The sequence below is a fragment of the Limnohabitans sp. INBF003 genome (assembly GCF_055396645.1).
Genome location: NZ_AP029222.1, coordinates 165001 through 182069 on the forward strand (window position 1 = coordinate 165001; position 17069 = coordinate 182069).

Below are 17069 nucleotides of genomic sequence, written 5' to 3' on the forward strand. Positions count from 1 at the left end.
AAGGTAGCGAAATTCCTTGTCGGGTAAGTTCCGACCTGCACGAATGGCGTAACGATGGCCACACTGTCTCCTCCTGAGACTCAGCGAAGTTGAAATGTTTGTGATGATGCAATCTCCCCGCGGAAAGACGGAAAGACCCCATGAACCTTTACTGTAGCTTTGTATTGGACTTTGAACAGATCTGTGTAGGATAGGTGGGAGGCTTTGAAGCCGGGACGCTAGTCTCGGTGGAGCCAACGTTGAAATACCACCCTGGTGTGTTTGAGGTTCTAACCTAGGTCCATTATCTGGATCGGGGACAGTGCATGGTAGGCAGTTTGACTGGGGCGGTCTCCTCCCAAAGCGTAACGGAGGAGTTCGAAGGTACGCTAGTTACGGTCGGACATCGTGATAATAGTGCAATGGCATAAGCGTGCTTAACTGCGAGACTGACAAGTCGAGCAGATACGAAAGTAGGACATAGTGATCCGGTGGTTCTGTATGGAAGGGCCATCGCTCAACGGATAAAAGGTACTCTGGGGATAACAGGCTGATACCGCCCAAGAGTTCATATCGACGGCGGTGTTTGGCACCTCGATGTCGGCTCATCTCATCCTGGGGCTGTAGCCGGTCCCAAGGGTATGGCTGTTCGCCATTTAAAGAGGTACGTGAGCTGGGTTTAAAACGTCGTGAGACAGTTTGGTCCCTATCTTCCGTGGGCGCTGCAGATTTGAGGAAGCCTGCTCCTAGTACGAGAGGACCGGAGTGGACACACCTCTGGTGTATCGGTTGTCACGCCAGTGGCATTGCCGAGTAGCTAAGTGTGGAAGAGATAACCGCTGAAAGCATCTAAGCGGGAAACTCGTTTCAAGATGAGATCTGCCGGGGCCTTGAGCCCCCTAAAGAGTCGTTCAAGACCAGGACGTTGATAGGTCAGGTGTGGAAGCGCAGTAATGCGTTAAGCTAACTGATACTAATTGCTCGTGCGGCTTGACCCTATAACTTTGATCACACATCGAAAGGTGTGCATTGGTCAGGGAAGTTATGCCAAGTTGACGCATTCAAAAAAGGTGAAAGACTGGGTGAGAGCCTGGTGAACAAGCCTAAAATCTGATTCGAAACTCTATGAATTCGTTGTCTTGACTTGGTCAAGATGACAACAAGTTATGCCTGATGACCATAGCAAGTTGGTACCACTCCTTCCCATCTCGAACAGGACCGTGAAACGACTTAGCGCCGATGATAGTGCGGATTCCCGTGTGAAAGTAGGACATCGTCAGGCTTCTAACAGCCCAAAACGCCTCACCATTCGGTGGGGCGTTTTGCTTTGTGCGCGGCATTCTTGCCCGCCACGTATTCGCCCCCTTTTCATGCCTTAACTACGGGTTATTACCCGATTGACGGCAGCTGCCTTTGCTTAAATACTTCAGGCTTCAAATATGCAAGCCTCAATTAGTTGGTCTTGTTGTCAACAGCAAAGAGAGTGAACATGAAAATCGTGTGCATTGGCGGTGGTCCTTCCGGGTTGTATTTCGCGTTGTTGATGAAAAAACTCGACCCCCACCACGACATCACGGTGGTCGAGCGCAACAAGCCCTACGACACCTTTGGCTGGGGCGTGGTGTTTTCGGATCAGACGCTGGAGAACATGCGCCAGTGGGACATCGAGACCGCCAACGAGGTGCAGCAGGCATTCAACCACTGGGACGACATCGAGCTGCATTTCAAGGACCGCGTGATCCGCTCGGGCGGCCACGGTTTTGTGGGCATTGGCCGCAAGAAACTGCTCAACATCCTTCAGGCGCGCTGCGAGCAACTGGGCGTGAAGCTGCTGTTCGAGCAGGATGTGCAGTCCGATCTGGACTTCCCAGACGCCGACCTGATCATTGCCAGTGATGGCGTGAATTCGCGGGTGCGTAGCCGTTTGCCTGAGGTCTTCAAGCCCGACATCGTGTCGCGACCCAACCGTTTCATTTGGCTGGGTACCAACCGCCAGTACGACGCCTTCACCTTTTTGTTTGAGAAGACTGAGAACGGTTGGTTCCAGGCGCACGTCTACAAATTCGACAACCAGACGTCCACCTTCATCGTCGAGTGCCCCGAACACGTCTGGCTGGCGCACGGCCTGGACAAGGCCGACCAGGACGCGTCGATTGCCTTCTGCGAAAAGCTCTTTGCCAAAAACCTGCAAGGCGAAAAGCTGATGACCAACGCCCGCCACCTGCGGGGCTCGGCCTGGCTCAACTTCCAGCGCGTCAAGTGCGCCAACTGGTCGACCTTCAACGGCAACAGCCATGTGGTGCTGATGGGCGACGCGGTGCACACCGCCCACTTTGCGATCGGTTCGGGCACCAAGCTCGCGCTCGAAGACGCGATCGAGCTGGTGCGCCAGTTCAAGGCGCTGGGCGACACCGCAGACCACATTCCGGAAGTGCTCCAGCACTACCAAGCAGTGCGCGAGATCGACGTGATCCGCCTGCAAAACGCCGCCTGGAATGCGATGGAATGGTTCGAGGTCTGTGGTGAGCGCTACTGTGACCAGCTCGAACCCGAGCAGTTCATGTACTCCATGCTCACCCGCAGCCAGCGCATCAGCCACGAGAACTTGCGTCTGCGTGACAAGGCCTGGTTGGAAGGCTACGAAGCCTGGTTTGCAGGTCGCACTGCGAAGCCGGGCATTCGCCCGCCGATGTTCACGCCATACACCCAACGCTCGGTCACGCTCAAGAACCGTGTGGTGGTCTCGCCCATGGCGCAATACATGGCGGTGGATGGCCGCGTGGGTGATGACCACCTCGTGCATCTGGGCGCGCGCGCCATGGGCGGCGCCGGGCTGGTGATGGTCGAGATGACCGCGCCCAGCGCCGACGGTCGCATCACACACGGCTGTCCGGGCCTGTGGAATGAGCAGCAGACCAGCGACTTTGCAAGAATAGTGGACTGGGTGCATGCCAAGTCTGACGCCAAAATTGGCCTGCAGATCGGCCACGCCGGGCCCAAAGGCTCGACCTGTCGCCCCTGGCAAGGCGCGGGCATGGACCAGCCTGTGCCCGCAGACGATGCAGAAGGCAACTGGCCGCTGATTGCCGCATCGCCCGTGCCCTATTTGCCCCATGGCGATGTGCCCCGAGCCATGACGCGCGCCGACATGGACCGCGTCACGGCCGACTTTGTGGGCAGCACGCAGCGCGCTGCACAAGCCGGGTTTGACTGGCTGGAGCTGCACTGTGCGCACGGTTATCTGTTGTCGAGCTTCATCAGCCCGCTCACCAACCAACGCACCGACGCGTACGGCGGCTCGCTCGAAAACCGTCTGCGTTACCCGCTGGAAGTCTTTGCTGCCGTGCGTGCGGCTTGGCCCAAGGACCTGCCCATGTCAGTGCGCATCTCGGCGCACGACTGGGTCGAAGGCGGCATCACGCCGACCGACGCGGTCGAGATCGCCCGCGCCTTCAAGGTCGCAGGCACCGACATGATCGACTGCTCTTCGGGTCAGGTCAGTGCGCAGCAAAAGCCGACCTACGGCCGCATGTACCAAACCCCCTTTGCCGACCGCATCCGCCAGGAAGCGGGCATCGCCACCATCGCAGTCGGTGCCATCTCAGAGGCCGACCACGTCAACAGCATCCTGGCCGCTGGCCGCGCCGACCTGTGCGCAGTGGCCCGCCCGCACCTGGCCAACCCGGCCTGGACACTGACCGAAGCGGCGCGCATCGGTTTCAAGGATATCGCCTGGCCGCGCGCCTACGTGTCGGGCAAGCCGCAGCTCGAAGCCGGTTTTGCACGCGAGCGAGCGCTGCAGACCGCGAGCAAAGGGGATTGAGATGAATGACATGACGCAAGCTGTCCCTTGTAGGAGCTTGCCTGCAAGCGATGTGTCGCTGCGCAACAAGCGACTGAATCGCCAGCAGGCTGGCTCCTACGCAAAACATTTCGCTAGATGTTGCAGGCAGGCCAGCGCCAACAAACTGCGGGGGTGTCATGCATAACCGCCATGCCCTTATCACTGGCGCGGGCGTAGGCATCGGTGCGGCCATTGCACTGCAGCTCGCGCAAGCGGGTTGTCGCCTCACGCTTTGTGGCCGCTCGCAGGACAAGCTGCAGGCGCAAGCCGAAGAACTGCGTGCGCAAGTGCCCGACGTGGCGGTGCTGATCGCGCCCATGGACGTGGCCGATGAGCATGCCGTGCAAGCGGCGGTGCAGCAGGCGCAGGCCCGCTTTGGCGCTGTGAACATCTTGGTCAACAACGCGGGCCAGGCGCACAGCGCCCCCTTTGCCAAGACCGATGCCGCGCTGTGGCAGCAGATGTTGAGCGTGAACCTCACTGGTACCTACCACTGCATCCAGTCCGTGCTGCCGGGCATGCTCGAAGCAGCAGCGAGCGGAACACCGGGACGCATCGTCAACATCGCCAGCACGGCGGGCCTCAAGGGTTATGCCTATGTAAGCGCCTATGTGGCCGCTAAGCACGGCGTGGTCGGTCTGACCAAAGCGTTGGCCCTGGAGTTGGCCCGCAAGGGTGTGACCGTGAACGCGATTTGCCCGGGTTACACCGAGACCGACATCGTGCGCGAAGCGGTGCAGAACATCGTGAGCAAAACCGGCAAGAGCGAAGTTGAAGCGCGTCAGGCGCTGGCCGCCAGCAACCCGCAGCAGCGCTTGGTGCAGCCGCACGAAGTGGCGCAAAGCGTGCTGTGGCTGTGCGCAGCGGGCAGCGACGCGATCAACGGCCAGGCCATCGCCATCGATGGTGGGGAGCTGGCAGGATGAGCACGAGCGCAGCACCGAGCCGCCTCAAGCCAGCTCGCACCCCCTCGGGGGGCAGCGAAGGACACGCAGTGCCGAGCGTGGGGGCCGCATTTGTCGACATGGAAGTGCGTGCGCACGCCGATCACCATGCCTCGCTGCGTCTGTGGCTGCGCCTGTTGTCGGCCACCACCCGCATCGAAGACACGATCCGCCAGCGCCTGCGTGAGCAGTTTGACATCACGCTGCCGCGCTTCGACCTGATGGCGCAACTGGAGCGTGAACCGCAAGGCCTGTCGATGAGCGAGCTGTCGCGCCGCATGATGGTCACGGGCGGCAACGTCACCAGCATCGTCGACCAGCTGGAAAAAGAACAACTGGTGCAGCGGCAAATGCAGGCCAGCGACCGCCGCTCCTATACCGTCAGCCTGACGCAGGCCGGGCGGACCGCTTTCGCGTCCATGGCACAGGCCCATGAAGGCTGGGTCGTCGAGCTGCTGTCGCCACTGGCGGCACGCCAACAAGAACAACTGTACAAATTGCTGGGCACCTTGAAGTCCGGCACCCCTACAAATCCTGAGGAGAAGACATGAGCCAACGCTACCTGCCCGGCCAGCCGCACCAGCTGCCCCGCCACAACCATCCCATGGCGGGCTACCAGCCCGAGCATTTTTTGCTGTCCGTCAAGGGCGGTGTGGCCACGGTGAGCCTGAACCGCCCTGAGCGCAAGAACCCGCTGTCGTTCGATTCGTACGCCGAGTTGCGCGACTTCTTCCGTGCACTGCCCTACGCACCCGACATCCACGCCGTCGTCATCACGGGCGAAGGTGGCAACTTCTGCTCGGGGGGTGATGTCCATGAAATCATCGGTCCGCTCACGAAGCTCGACATGCCGGGCCTGCTGGCCTTCACCCGCATGACGGGCGATCTGGTCAAGGCCATGCGCGCTTGTCCGCAACCCATCATCGCCGCCATCGACGGCGTGTGCGCAGGCGCAGGTGCGATCCTGGCCATGGCCTCGGACCTGCGCTACGGCACCGAGCGCAGCAAGACCTATTTCCTGTTCAACAAGGTGGGCCTGGCCGGTTGCGACATGGGCGCGTGCGCGCTCTTGCCACGCATCATTGGCCAGGGGCGCGCCAGCGAGCTGCTGTTTACCGGGCGTGGTCTGAGCGCACTGGAGGCCGAGCGCTGGGGCTTCTACAACCGCGTCTGCACGCCCGAGACGGTGCTGACCGAAGCCCAGACCATGGCCGCCCAGCTGGTCGCCGGACCGACCTTTGCTAACGGCATCACCAAGAAAATGCTGCAGCAGGAATGGAACATGGGTGTGGACGAAGCCATCGAGGCCGAAGCCCAGGCCCAAGCCATCTGCATGGCCACCAACGACTTCCACCGGGCGTACCACGCCTTTGTGGCCAAGCAAACGCCCGTTTTTGAAGGGGATTGAAATGAGCCATCCACCCGAACTCGACTGGCCCTTCTTTGACAACAGCCACCGCGACTTCAAAGTGCGCCTGGATGCTTGGTGTAACGCGCACCTGGCCCACGCGCACCACGACGAAAGCCGCGACGCAGTGGATGCCGAATGCATCCGCCTGGTGCGCCTGCTGGGCGCAGGCGGCTGGCTCCGGCACGCGGTGTCTGGCACGGCCTATGGCGCAGCGTCCGACGTGATCGACACGCGCCAGCTGTGCCTGCTGCGCGAAACGCTGGCCTTCCACAACGGCCTGTCGGACTTCGCGTTTGCCATGCAGGGCTTGGGCACGGGCGCCATCAGCCTGATGGGCACAGCCGATCAAAAGCAGCGCTACCTGCCGCGTGTCGCGTCGGGCCAGGCCTTGAGCGCCTTCGCCCTGAGTGAGCCCGATGCAGGCTCAGATGTGGCGGCCATGCAGTGCAGCGCCACGGCCACGGCAGACGGCTATGTGCTGAGCGGCCGCAAGACCTGGATCAGCAACGGCGGCATCGCCGACTTTTATGTGGTGTTCGCCCGCACGGGCGAGGCGCCTGGCGCACGCGGCATCACGGCTTTCATTGTCAATGCCAACACACCCGGCCTGTCGATTGAAGAGCGCATCGACGTGGTCGCACCGCACCCGCTGGCCACGCTGAAATTCGACAACTGCAAGGTCGCTGCCAACCAACGCATTGGCGAAGCAGGTCAGGGCTTCAAGGTCGCCATGGCCACGCTCGATGTGTTCCGCACCTCGGTGGCGGCTGCCGCTTTGGGCTTTGGGCGGCGTGCGCTGCACGAGTCGATTGCTTGGGCGCGTTCACGCAAGATGTTTGGCCAGAGTTTGGGCGACTTCCAGATCACCCAGACCAAGATCGCCCAGATGGCCACCATGCTGGACGCGGCCACGCTCTTGACGTACCGCGCCGCTTGGCTGCGCGACCAAGGCGGGCGCATCACCCGTGAAGCAGCCATGGCCAAGATGACCGCCACCGAAAACGCCCAGCAGATCATCGACATGGCGGTGCAGATGCACGGCGGCATGGGTGTCAAAAAAGGCGTGATGGTGGAGTCGCTGTACCGCGAGATCCGGGCGCTGCGCATTTACGAAGGCGCCACAGAAGTGCAGCAGCTGATCATCGGCAAGGACTTGTTGAAAGGTTGACATGAGCGACTGGAACCAACTGCTGCCCAGCAGCCACACCGACACCTTTGCACGCGATCGACTGCCGCCCAAAGACCAGCTGCCCGTGTTCATCGCCGACCGGCCCGAGCTGGACTACCCGGACCAGATCAACTGCGCGGTGGAATTGGTGGACCGCCATGTGCAGGCAGGCCGAGGCGATCGCATCGCGCTGCATGGCGTAAGCGACTTCAACAAGGGCGGTGGCGACTTCAGCTGGACTTATGCGCAGTTGCAAGACAAGAGCAACCGCATCGCCCAGGTCCTGACCCAGGACATGAGCCTGGTGCCCGGCAACCGCATCCTGCTGCGTGGCGGCAACAGCCCGATGATGGCGGCTTGTCTGCTGGGCGCGCTCAAGGCGGGCCTGGTGGCGGTGCCCACCATGCCGCTGCTGCGTGCGGGCGAGTTGGCGCAGATCATCGACAAGGCCCAGGTCAGCGCCGCGCTGTGCGACAGCCTGCTGGCCGATGAACTGCAGCACTGCATGACCCCTGGCCACGCCAGCCACATGGCCAGCTTGCAGCAGCTGGTGCAGTTCCGCAGCGATGCCCCCGATGGCCTGGAGCAGCGCATGGCCCGGCAGAGCGGCGCGTACACCGCCCATCCCACCAGCCGCGACGACGTGTGCCTGATCGCATTCACCAGCGGTACCACGGGCAAGCCCAAGGGCACCATGCACTTCCACCGCGATGTGCTGGCGATGTGCGATTTGTTCCCGCGCAACATCCTGCAGATGGATGAAAACGACGTGGTCTGCGGCACGCCGCCGATTGCCTTCACCTTTGGGCTGGGTGGGCTGCTGGCGTTTCCGCTGCGCTGTGGCGCGAGCACCGTGCTGCTGGAAAAGCACACGCCCGAGACCTTGATGCAGACCATCGCCAAGTACCGCGCCACGCAGTGCTACACCGCGCCCACCATGTACCGGCAAATGGCGGCACTGGCTAAAAGCTTTGACCTCTCCAGCCTCCAGCACCCCGTCTCGGCAGGCGAAGCCTTGCCCGACGCCACGCGCCAGTTGTGGAAGCAGGCCACGGGCATCGAGATGACCGACGGCATTGGCGGCACCGAAGTGATCCACATCTACATCTCCAGCGCAGGCGCCAAAGTGCGCCCCGGCAGCATCGGTCAGGTGGTGCCCGGCTATGTGGCGCAGATCGTGGGCGACGACATGCAGACTGTGCCGCCTGGCACCGTGGGGCGTTTGGCGGTGCGTGGGCCCACCGGTTGCAAATACCTGGACGACCCGCGCCAGCAAGACTACGTGAAAGACGGCTGGAACCTGCCGGGTGACACCTTCGTCATGGACGCCGACGGCTACTTCAGCTACCAGGCGCGCAACGACGACATGATCATCTCGGCCGGCTACAACATCGCTGGCCCCGAGGTGGAAGGCGCTTTGTTGCAACATCCGGCCGTGGCCGAGTGCGGCGTGGTGGCCATGCCTGACGAGGACCGAGGGAACATCGTGCAGGCCTATGTGGTGCTCAAGCTTGGCCACACGGGCGATGCGGCCATGGAAAAAGCCTTGCAGGAACACGTCAAGCAAACCATCGCCCCGTTCAAGTACCCGCGCAAGGTGGTCTTTCTGGATGCCTTGCCCCGCACCGAAACCGGCAAACTGCAGCGCTTCAAGCTGCGTCAAATTTCTTAAGGAGCCCACTATGTTCAACGTCTTGCAACCCGAAGGTTGGGCACCCGCCAAAGGCTATGCCAACGGCATCGAAGCGCGTGGCCGCATGGTGTTCGTCGCGGGCATGATCGGCTGGAACGGTCAGGCCCAGTTCGAGACCGATGACTTTGTGGTCCAGTGCCGCCAGGCCCTGCAAAACATCGTCGACACGCTGGCCTGCGCGGGCGCTGGCCCGCAGCACATGGCCCGCATGACCTGGTACGTCAAGGACAAGAAGGAATACCTCGCCCGTGGGCGCGAACTGGGCAAGGTCTACCAGGAAGTCATCGGCAAGAACTACCCGGCCATGACGCTGGTGCAGGTGGCCGATCTGGTCGAAGACCGGGCTAAGGTGGAGATCGAAGTGACGGCGGTGGTACCTGAGTGAGCAGACCTGGGGCCACCGCCCCTCGGATTTCAGCGCTGCAATAAAAGCATGTAGACAAGAACAGCCAGAAACACCGTCTCCAGCAGCATCAAGGCCACCGGCTTCCAGCCCACGCTCAGGATGTCCTTCAGATGGGTTTTGATGCCAATGGCCGCCATCGCGGCCACCAGAAATGCCCGTGACAAAGCATGTCCCGTACTGACCACGATTTCTGGCAGGTGCAGCAGGCTGTTGAGCAGCACCAGCAGCACGAACACCACCGCAAACCACGGTAGCAGGGGCGGCCTGCTCGCCGGTGCGCCTGCTGCCTCACTGTTCGCTGACTGTGCATGTGTGGCCCGCGTCATCCAGGCCGCCACCACGATCACCGGCACCAGCATTGCCACCCGCATGAGCTTGACCACCGTGGCCGCATCACCGGTTTGCTGCCCCATGCTGTAACCGGCACCGACCACCTGCGCCACATCATGGATGGTGCCGCCTAGAAAGAAACCCGCCTGCTGGGGATCGAGGTCCAGCCAACGCACCAGAATCGGATACACCACCATGGCCGCCGTCGACAAGGTGCTCACGCTGATGACCACAAACAGCGTGGCCCGGTCTTTTTGCGGGTGGTTGGGGAATGCAGCAGCAATCGCCATCGCCGCCGAAGCCCCGCAAATGCCCACCGAGCCGCCGGACAGCAAACCAAAAAAGGGTTTGAAGCCCATCCATTTGGCCACCACAATGCCCAGACCAATGGTGAGCGACACCGCCAGCACCACCATGAACACGGCTTGCCAGCCCAGCGACTGCACTTGGTCAAGGGTGATCCTCAGGCCCAGCAAGGCCACGCCCCAGCGCAACACTTGGCGCGCCACAAACTCGATGCCGGTTTTGCAGCGCGCATCCTCCGAAAGGAAGTTTACTGCCATGCCCAGCAACAGGGCAAACAGCATCACGGGGGCGCCGTAATGCTCGGCCAGGAATTGTGCCGCCACCGCCACCACCGCAGACATGGCCAGGCCAGGCCACAGTACGGCACAGCGTGCATACAAGGCGTTCATGCTTCCAATTCCCCTGGCAATCCGTTCACTGATTGAGTTGGATGTTGAACTGTTTGACGATGGCTGCGTTGCGCTCGAACTCTGTTTTGGCCGCTTGCGTCAACTGCGGAATGCTCCAGTCCTCGGCCCCTTCAAATCCGGAGGCAAACATGCGGCCACGGAACTTCGGGTTGAGGGCCACATTGCGCACCGCCTTGTGGATTTTTTCCTGCAGCTCAGGCGACATGCCTGAAGAAACGATCACCCCCATCCAGTTGGAAAAATCGAGGTCCGGGTAGCCCAGCTCGGTCAGCGTCGGCACCTCGGGCAACTGGCTGAGCCGGTGCTTGCCGGCCACGGCATAGGCCTGCACCTTGCCGGTGGCGATCAGGTTGCGCGAAGTGGCGTAGCCGTCGAACATGACCGGAATTTGCCCACCCATCACCTGGGCCAGCGCGGGTGGCGAACCCTGAAAAGGCACATGCTGCAGATCAAGACCGGCTTTCTGGTTCAGGATCATGCCGGCGTAGTGCGAGATGGTGCCCGCGCTGTAGGAGGCAAAACCCAGACTGCCGGTGTTCTTTTTGGCATAGGCCACAAAGCCCTTGAAATCCTTGGCGGGCACATTGGGCGCGGCAATCATCACCAAGTTGCCACGGGCCACAATGCCCACAGGCTTCACGTCCTTGAGTGGATCGAAACCACCCTTGAGCACATGGGGGATTTCGGTCAGCACATTGCTGGCGATCATCATCACCGTCTGCCCGTCAGCGGGTGCCGAACGCAGGGCCTGCACCGCAATCGCCCCACCGGCACCGGGCTTGTTCTCCACCACCATGGGCTGGCCCAGGTCTGTTGTCAGCTGATCGGCCACCAAGCGGGCAATCACATCGATGTTGCCGCCAGCGGGGGCGGGCACCAGCATCTTGACGGGCTTGTCGGTCCAGGCCATGGCGGCCGGCATGGCGATGCTGCTCGCAAGGGCCATCAGGATGGCGCGGCCCAGTCGGCGGGTGTGTGTGCACGATGTCATGTCTTGTCTCCAGAAAAGTATGGCGGGATCGCAGTTCCCGTTGGTTGATTGATAGGGCGATTGTTCTCAAAGCCTCACCGCATCGCTTACCCATTCACGACAACCATTTATCATTACATGTCACATCGGGTTCACACTGATCGGGTCGACCCAGGCGCATCCTCACGCATTTTCGAGGGCGAACAACCAAACGTCGAGGAGAACCAGCGCGTGAAGGAGCTGAGGTTGGAGTAGCCCAATTGCTCCGCCACACGGCCCATGGAATGTGGCGTATGGGTAATGTAACGTTGCGCCAGTTCACTGCGCACTTCATTGAGCACCTGCGAAAAACTCACACCTGCTTCGTCCAATCGGCGTTGCAAGGTGCGCACATTCACCCCCAGGCCGGAAGCGATCTGCTCGACACTGGCACGGCCCATGGGCAACAGCAAATACACCGAGCGGCGCACGTCCTGCACCACCGAACTCTGGCCACGCTGGGGCATCGCGTCCATGAACGACTGGGCATAACTGGCCATGGCGGCATCCGCCCGTTCATTGGGGCGGTCCATGTCGGCCTTGAGGCACACCAGCCCACTGAAATCGCTGTCGAAATGCAGAGGGCAGCCAAACAGGCGTCGATGGATCTGCACATCCGCATTCGCCGAATGGGTGAAATGCACCGCTTGCGACCGCCAATGCTCACCGAGCATCGCGCGAAAAATCAGCACCAGCACACCCACGGCCATGTCGGTGGACTGCTGCGTGCTGCCACGGTAGTCGCTCATGATTTCCTCGCGGATCAGCGTGGTTTTGCCCACGTCCTCGATGTGCATGCCCAGGGATTCATTGAGCAAATGCCGGTACTGCGCAATCATCTGCAGCGCGATGCGGATGGATGGCTGATGGGTCAACAGCAGGCTGATGGGGCCGAAGTCCGACAGCAGCCGTGCTTCGGCCATGTGCAGGCCAAACGTGTCACACCGGCTTTCCGTGGCCGAAATCTCCAGCAGTGCCAACGCGCTGTCCAGAGGAATCAGTTGGCTGGGAGAGGCCAGCATGCCGGGCGTCAGGCCCACCTTGCGCAGCATGGCTTGCGGGTTCAGGTCCAGGCGTTTGGCCACATCGTCGTAATGCGACAGCACGGCGGCACGAACCTGCAAAGCATGGCGGGTGTTCATGAAATATCCTGATTGAAAGCGGGCGAAAAACGGGCGCAAAAACGGCGCAAAAGGATGGCGGCGGCGATCTGTCATGAAATGCTAACCGAAAGTCATGAATTGGCAAACGGAATTCATGGGCGCGCACATAAATTCCATCACTCATACACCCACTCATTCAGGAGATCGCCCAATGGCCAAGGCCGTGACATTTGACCGCATCGGCGGACCCGAGGTACTCCAATACGGCGATGCCGAAGTCGGCCAGCCCGGACCCGGTCAGGTGCGATTGCGCCATGTGGCCGTCGGCCTCAACTACGCAGACACCTACTTTCGCAACGGCACCTACCCGATCCCGCTGCCCAATGGCATGGGCGTCGAAGGTGCAGGTGTGGTGGAAGCCATTGGCCCCGAGGTGGGCAACGTGGCCGTGGGCGACCGCGTCACTTACACCGGTTTCATCAACACCTTGGGCGCCTACAGCACCGAGCGCCTGATCCCCGCTGCACCGCTGATCAAACTGCCCGACGCCATCTCTTTTGAAACGGCCGCAGGCATGACCATGCGCGGCCTGACCTCGGCCTACCTGATGCGCCGCATCTATGACTTCAAGCCTGGCGAAACCATCTTGCTGCACGCCGCCGCCGGTGGCGTGGGCCTGATCGTGTCGCAATGGGCCAAGCTGCTGGGCCTGAACGTGATCGGCACGGTCTCGACCGAAGAAAAAGTCGCCGTGGCCCGCGCGCACGGTTGCGACCACACCATCAACTACAGCCACGAGGACATCGCCAAGCGGGTGCGTGAACTCACCGGCGGCCAAGGTGTGGATGTGGTGATCGACAGCGTGGGCAAGAACACCTTCATCGCCTCGCTCGACTCGCTGCGCCGCCGCGGCCTGATGGTGTGCGTGGGCACCGCCAGTGGCACGATCGACGGCTTCAACCCCAACCTGCTGGCCCAAAAAGGCTCGCTCTACCTCACGCGCCCGGCCCTGGCCGACTACATCGCCGACCCCGCCGAAAAGGCCGAGCTGGCCGGTGAGATCTTCGGCCACATCGCCGCTGGCCGCATCCAGATCGAGATCAACCAGCGCTACGCCCTGCAGGACGCGGTGCAGGCCCACCGCGACCTCGAGGCCCGCAAGACGATTGGCTCGTCCATCTTTGTGATTTAAGGAAGCACCATGCGCATCGAACCCCTGACCTGCGCCATCGGCGCGGAACTGGTGAATGTCAACCTCGCCGATGCCGTGCGCGACGATGGTTTGTTTCAAGAGATTTACGCCGCCCTGCTCCAGCACAAGGTGCTGTTTCTGCGCGACCAGACGCTGGACAAACTCTCGCGCCAGAACCACATGGCATTTGCCCAGAAATTGGGGGAGCTGGAAACCCACCCGATGGTGCCCAGCCATCCTGAAGCCCCTGGTCTGGTGCAAATCTACAAGACGCCCGAAAACCCGCCCGACCGCTACGAAAACTCCTGGCACACCGATGGCACCTTCCGCGAAAAACCCGCGCTGGGCTGCGTGCTACGCTGCATCGAATGCCCGCCCGTGGGCGGCGACACCATCTGGGCCAACATGGTGCTGGCTTACGACAAATTGCCCAGCGATGTGAAGCAGCAGATTGAGGGCCTGATCGCCAACCACAGCTTCAACTCCACCTTCGCGGCCGCCATGCCGATCGAAAAACGCCTGGCCATGAAAGCGCAATACCCCGACTCGGAACACCCGGTGATCCGCACCCACCCCGACACGGGCGAGAAAGTGCTATTCGTCAACGGCTTCACCACGCACTTTGTGAACTTCCACAACAAGGACAAGGTGCGCTACGGCCAGGACTTCAACCAAGGCGCGGGCGATCTGCTGCAGTACCTGATCAGCCAGGCCTACATCCCCGAATACCAGGTGCGCTGGCGTTGGAAACCCTACAGCGTCGCCATCTGGGACAACCGCGCCACCCAGCACTACGCCGTCATGGACTACCCGCCCTGCCACCGCAAGATGGAACGCGCAGGCATCGTCGGCACAAAGCCTTTCTGATTCCCACCTTTCTGATCCCCTCCCATTTTCTTGCACCTCTTCTTTTGGAGACAACACATGTACTTTCTCGACGGCCACCTCTATCCTGAAAATCAGGAAAAACTCATCATCACCGCCGCCCCCTACGGCCCCGAGTGGATTCCTTCGGACTACCCCGAAGACATCCCGGTGACGATGGAAGAACAGATCCAAAAAGCGGTGGACTGCTACAACGCCGGTGCCACCGTGCTGCACCTGCATGTGCGCGAACTCGACGGCAAGGGCAGCAAGCGCCTGTCCAAATTCAATGAACTGATCGCTGGTGTGCGCAAGGCCGTGCCCGACATGATCATCCAGGTCGGTGGCTCGATCTCGTTCGCACCGGTCGGTGATGGCGAGATCGCCAAGTGGTTGTCCGACGACACCCGCCACATGCTGGCCGAGCTCGACCCCAAGCCCGACCAGGTGACGGTGACCATCAACACCGTGCAGATGAACGTGATCGAGCACATGGAAGAAGCCGACATCGCGGGCACCTCCATGGCCACGCCCGAAGGCCGCCGCGCCTACAGCGAAATGGTGGTGCCCTCCAACCCCGCCTGGTACGAAGAGCACATCCGTCGCCTGAGCGCCGCCGGCATCCAGAGCGCCTTCCAGTTCTACAACCTCAACAGCTTCGAGACCGTCGAGCGCCTGATGCGCCGTGGCGTCTACAAGGGTCCGCTGGTTTGCAACTGGGTCGCCATCAGCGGCGGCATGGACGCGCCCAACGTCTACAACCTGGCCAACTTCCTGCGCGCCATCCCTGACGGCACCAAGCTGACGGTCGAGAGCAGCATGCGCAATACGTTGCCAATCAACATGATGGGCCTGTCCATGGGACTGCATGTGCGCTGCGGCATCGAAGACAACCTGTGGAACCAGTCGCGCACCGCCAAGATGAGCACGGTGGAGCAGATCGAGCAACTGGTGCGCATCTCGCGCGAGTTCGGCCGCGAGATCGCCACCGGCAAGGAAGCCCGCGAAATCCTGAAAATCGGCGTGTTCTACGACACCGTCGAGGAATCGCTGGCCACCAACGGCTTCTCGCCCAACCGCAACGGCGGCAACCAGGGCTTCCTGCGCAAAGCCGCCTGATGTCCGTGACACCCACCGCCACGGTGCAGGTCGATGTCTACTTTGACCTGATCTGCCCCTGGTGCTGGATTGGCAAAACGCACCTGGACACTGCACGCCGCCAGCTGGCCGAGCGCCAGCCCGGCGTGCGGGTTCAGCTGCGCTGGCATTCGGTGCAGCTGATCCCGCAGACGCCACCGCAGGGCTGGCCTTATCAGGCGTTTTACGAACACCGGCTTGGCGGCCCCGAGGCGGTGCGTGCGCGCCGCGCCCAGGTGCAGGCCGCTGCGGCCCGCGCAGGGCTGACCATCCATCACGAGCGCATTGCCGTGTTTCCCAATACCTGGCGCGCGCACCAGCTGCTGGCCCAGGCCGCACAGCAACATCCCGACCAGTACGAGGCCTTGTTGGACGCCCTGTTCGAGGCGTTCTTTGTGCAAGGCCTGGACATCGGCAACGACCAGGTGCTGGCGTCGCTGGCGCAAGCCCATGGCGTGGACAGCACCGAGGCTGAAGCCTTGGATGCAACACCCGTCTGGGCTTTGCCCGATGGTGCCTCGGGTGTGCCCCTGTTCGTCTTCAATCAGCGCCAGGCCGTGTCCGGCGCACAGCCTCCTGAAGTTTTGCTCGCAGCCCTGCTTGCCGCCAGCCAGAGCACCGACTGAAAGCTTTTCTATGTCCCCCACTGTATTGATCGTTCCCGGTCTGCGCGACCACGTGGAGGCCCACTGGCAAACCCTGCTGGCCGCCGAACTGCCCAAAGTGCACAGCGTGCCGCCCATGGGCCGCGAAGACCTCGACTGCGCCAAGCGCGTGCAGGCCATCGAAGCGGCCATGGCCGCCATCGAAGGGCCTGTGGTCCTCGTGGCGCACAGTGGCGGCTGCGTGATGGTGGCGCACTGGGCGCACACCAGCGCGCATGCGCACCGCGTGGTGGGTGCCCTGCTGGCCACGCCGCCCGACTTTGAGCAACCCATGCCCGAGGGTTACCCCACGCTGGCCGCCCTGCAGGCTGGCGGCTGGCTGCCGGTGCCGCGCAAGCCTTTGCCATTTCGCAGTCTGGTGGCCACCAGCGACAACGACCCGTTGGCCGCACGCGAAAGCGTGCTGGCACTGGCCAAAGACTGGGGCAGCGAGACGGTTGATCTGGGCGCGGTCGGTCACCTGAATCCGGCATCGGGTTATGGCGAATGGCCCATGGCCAATGCGTTGATCAAAATGGCCATCAGCGGCGGCATGGACCAGGCCAAGATCTAAACTTGGCCGACATGCCGTTCGCTGTGCACGTTGGTGCCCTTGTCATCCGCGCGAA

At 61.8% G+C, this 17069-nt stretch carries 15 protein-coding genes and 2 rRNA genes (1 of these 17 running past the window's edge); 14 read left to right on the plus strand and 3 right to left on the minus strand.

All coding sequences use genetic code 11. The features are described 5' to 3' along the window. The 9 genes from ACZ5VE_RS00775 to ACZ5VE_RS00815 all read left to right on the plus strand — a co-directional run. Positions 1–977, plus strand: a 23S ribosomal RNA gene (locus ACZ5VE_RS00775); it begins 1903 nt to the left of the window's first position. Between the two features lie 171 nt (positions 978–1148). Beyond that, positions 1149–1261: ribosomal RNA gene (gene rrf, locus ACZ5VE_RS00780) — 5S ribosomal RNA — on the plus strand. 207 nt (positions 1262–1468) lie between these two features. Beyond that, positions 1469–3802 (plus strand): bifunctional salicylyl-CoA 5-hydroxylase/oxidoreductase, encoded by a 2334-nt coding sequence (locus ACZ5VE_RS00785; protein WP_464456189.1) that lies wholly within the window; start codon positions 1469–1471, stop codon positions 3800–3802. A 158-nt stretch (positions 3803–3960) separates the two neighbouring features. Further along, positions 3961–4749: an SDR family NAD(P)-dependent oxidoreductase gene (locus ACZ5VE_RS00790; RefSeq protein ID WP_464456190.1), complete on the plus strand. Its 789-nt coding sequence runs from the start codon at positions 3961–3963 to the stop codon at positions 4747–4749. Positions 4750–4847: 98 nt separating this feature from the next. Beyond that, positions 4848–5318 (plus strand): MarR family winged helix-turn-helix transcriptional regulator, encoded by a 471-nt coding sequence (locus ACZ5VE_RS00795; protein WP_464457410.1) that lies wholly within the window; start codon positions 4848–4850, stop codon positions 5316–5318. Continuing rightward, a complete protein-coding gene (locus ACZ5VE_RS00800) occupies positions 5315–6175 on the plus strand; it encodes an enoyl-CoA hydratase family protein (RefSeq protein WP_464456191.1) in 861 nt (286 codons plus the stop codon). Before ACZ5VE_RS00795 ends, ACZ5VE_RS00800 begins: the two co-directional genes overlap by 4 nt. A gap of 1 nt (position 6176) precedes the next feature. After that, a complete protein-coding gene (locus ACZ5VE_RS00805) occupies positions 6177–7346 on the plus strand; it encodes an acyl-CoA dehydrogenase family protein (protein WP_464456192.1) in 1170 nt (389 codons plus the stop codon). A 1-nt stretch (position 7347) separates the two neighbouring features. Beyond that, the gene (locus ACZ5VE_RS00810) at positions 7348–9018 is read left to right on the plus strand and encodes an AMP-binding protein (RefSeq protein WP_464456193.1); all 1671 of its coding nucleotides are present in this window, start codon (positions 7348–7350) and stop codon (positions 9016–9018) included. A gap of 10 nt (positions 9019–9028) precedes the next feature. Beyond that, positions 9029–9424: a RidA family protein gene (locus ACZ5VE_RS00815; RefSeq protein WP_464456194.1), complete on the plus strand. Its 396-nt coding sequence runs from the start codon at positions 9029–9031 to the stop codon at positions 9422–9424. Between the two features lie 29 nt (positions 9425–9453). Here ACZ5VE_RS00815 and ACZ5VE_RS00820 read toward each other — a convergent pair whose 3' ends face one another. The 3 genes from ACZ5VE_RS00820 to ACZ5VE_RS00830 all read right to left on the minus strand — a co-directional run bounded on the left by ACZ5VE_RS00820 (position 9454) and on the right by ACZ5VE_RS00830 (position 12642). After that, positions 9454–10470, minus strand: a complete 1017-nt coding sequence (locus tag ACZ5VE_RS00820) for a YeiH family protein (RefSeq protein ID WP_464456195.1) — start codon at positions 10468–10470, stop codon at positions 9454–9456. Positions 10471–10495: 25 nt separating this feature from the next. After that, complete coding sequence (locus ACZ5VE_RS00825) at positions 10496–11482, minus strand: Bug family tripartite tricarboxylate transporter substrate binding protein (RefSeq protein ID WP_464456196.1); 987 nt, start codon at positions 11480–11482, stop codon at positions 10496–10498. A gap of 131 nt (positions 11483–11613) precedes the next feature. Then, a complete protein-coding gene (locus ACZ5VE_RS00830) occupies positions 11614–12642 on the minus strand; it encodes an AraC family transcriptional regulator (RefSeq protein WP_464456197.1) in 1029 nt (342 codons plus the stop codon). 172 nt (positions 12643–12814) lie between these two features. On the opposite strand from ACZ5VE_RS00830, the gene ACZ5VE_RS00835 reads away from it, so the two are divergent. From ACZ5VE_RS00835 to ACZ5VE_RS00855, 5 genes are read left to right on the plus strand one after another with little or no spacing between them, the layout of a single operon-like run. Further along, positions 12815–13795 carry a quinone oxidoreductase family protein gene (locus tag ACZ5VE_RS00835; RefSeq protein ID WP_464456198.1) on the plus strand — a complete coding sequence of 327 codons (981 nt, stop codon included), beginning with the start codon at positions 12815–12817 and terminating at the stop codon, positions 13793–13795. A gap of 9 nt (positions 13796–13804) precedes the next feature. Then, positions 13805–14662 (plus strand): TauD/TfdA dioxygenase family protein, encoded by an 858-nt coding sequence (locus ACZ5VE_RS00840; RefSeq protein ID WP_464456199.1) that lies wholly within the window; start codon positions 13805–13807, stop codon positions 14660–14662. A gap of 57 nt (positions 14663–14719) precedes the next feature. After that, complete coding sequence (locus ACZ5VE_RS00845) at positions 14720–15778, plus strand: beta-keto acid cleavage family enzyme (protein ID WP_464456200.1); 1059 nt, start codon at positions 14720–14722, stop codon at positions 15776–15778. Continuing rightward, a complete protein-coding gene (locus tag ACZ5VE_RS00850; protein ID WP_464456201.1) occupies positions 15778–16422 on the plus strand; it encodes a DsbA family oxidoreductase in 645 nt (214 codons plus the stop codon). Before ACZ5VE_RS00845 ends, ACZ5VE_RS00850 begins: the two co-directional genes overlap by 1 nt. Before the next feature lie 10 nt (positions 16423–16432). Then, complete coding sequence (locus ACZ5VE_RS00855; protein ID WP_464456202.1) at positions 16433–17014, plus strand: RBBP9/YdeN family alpha/beta hydrolase; 582 nt, start codon at positions 16433–16435, stop codon at positions 17012–17014. The last annotated feature ends 55 nt before the right edge of the window (positions 17015–17069 follow it).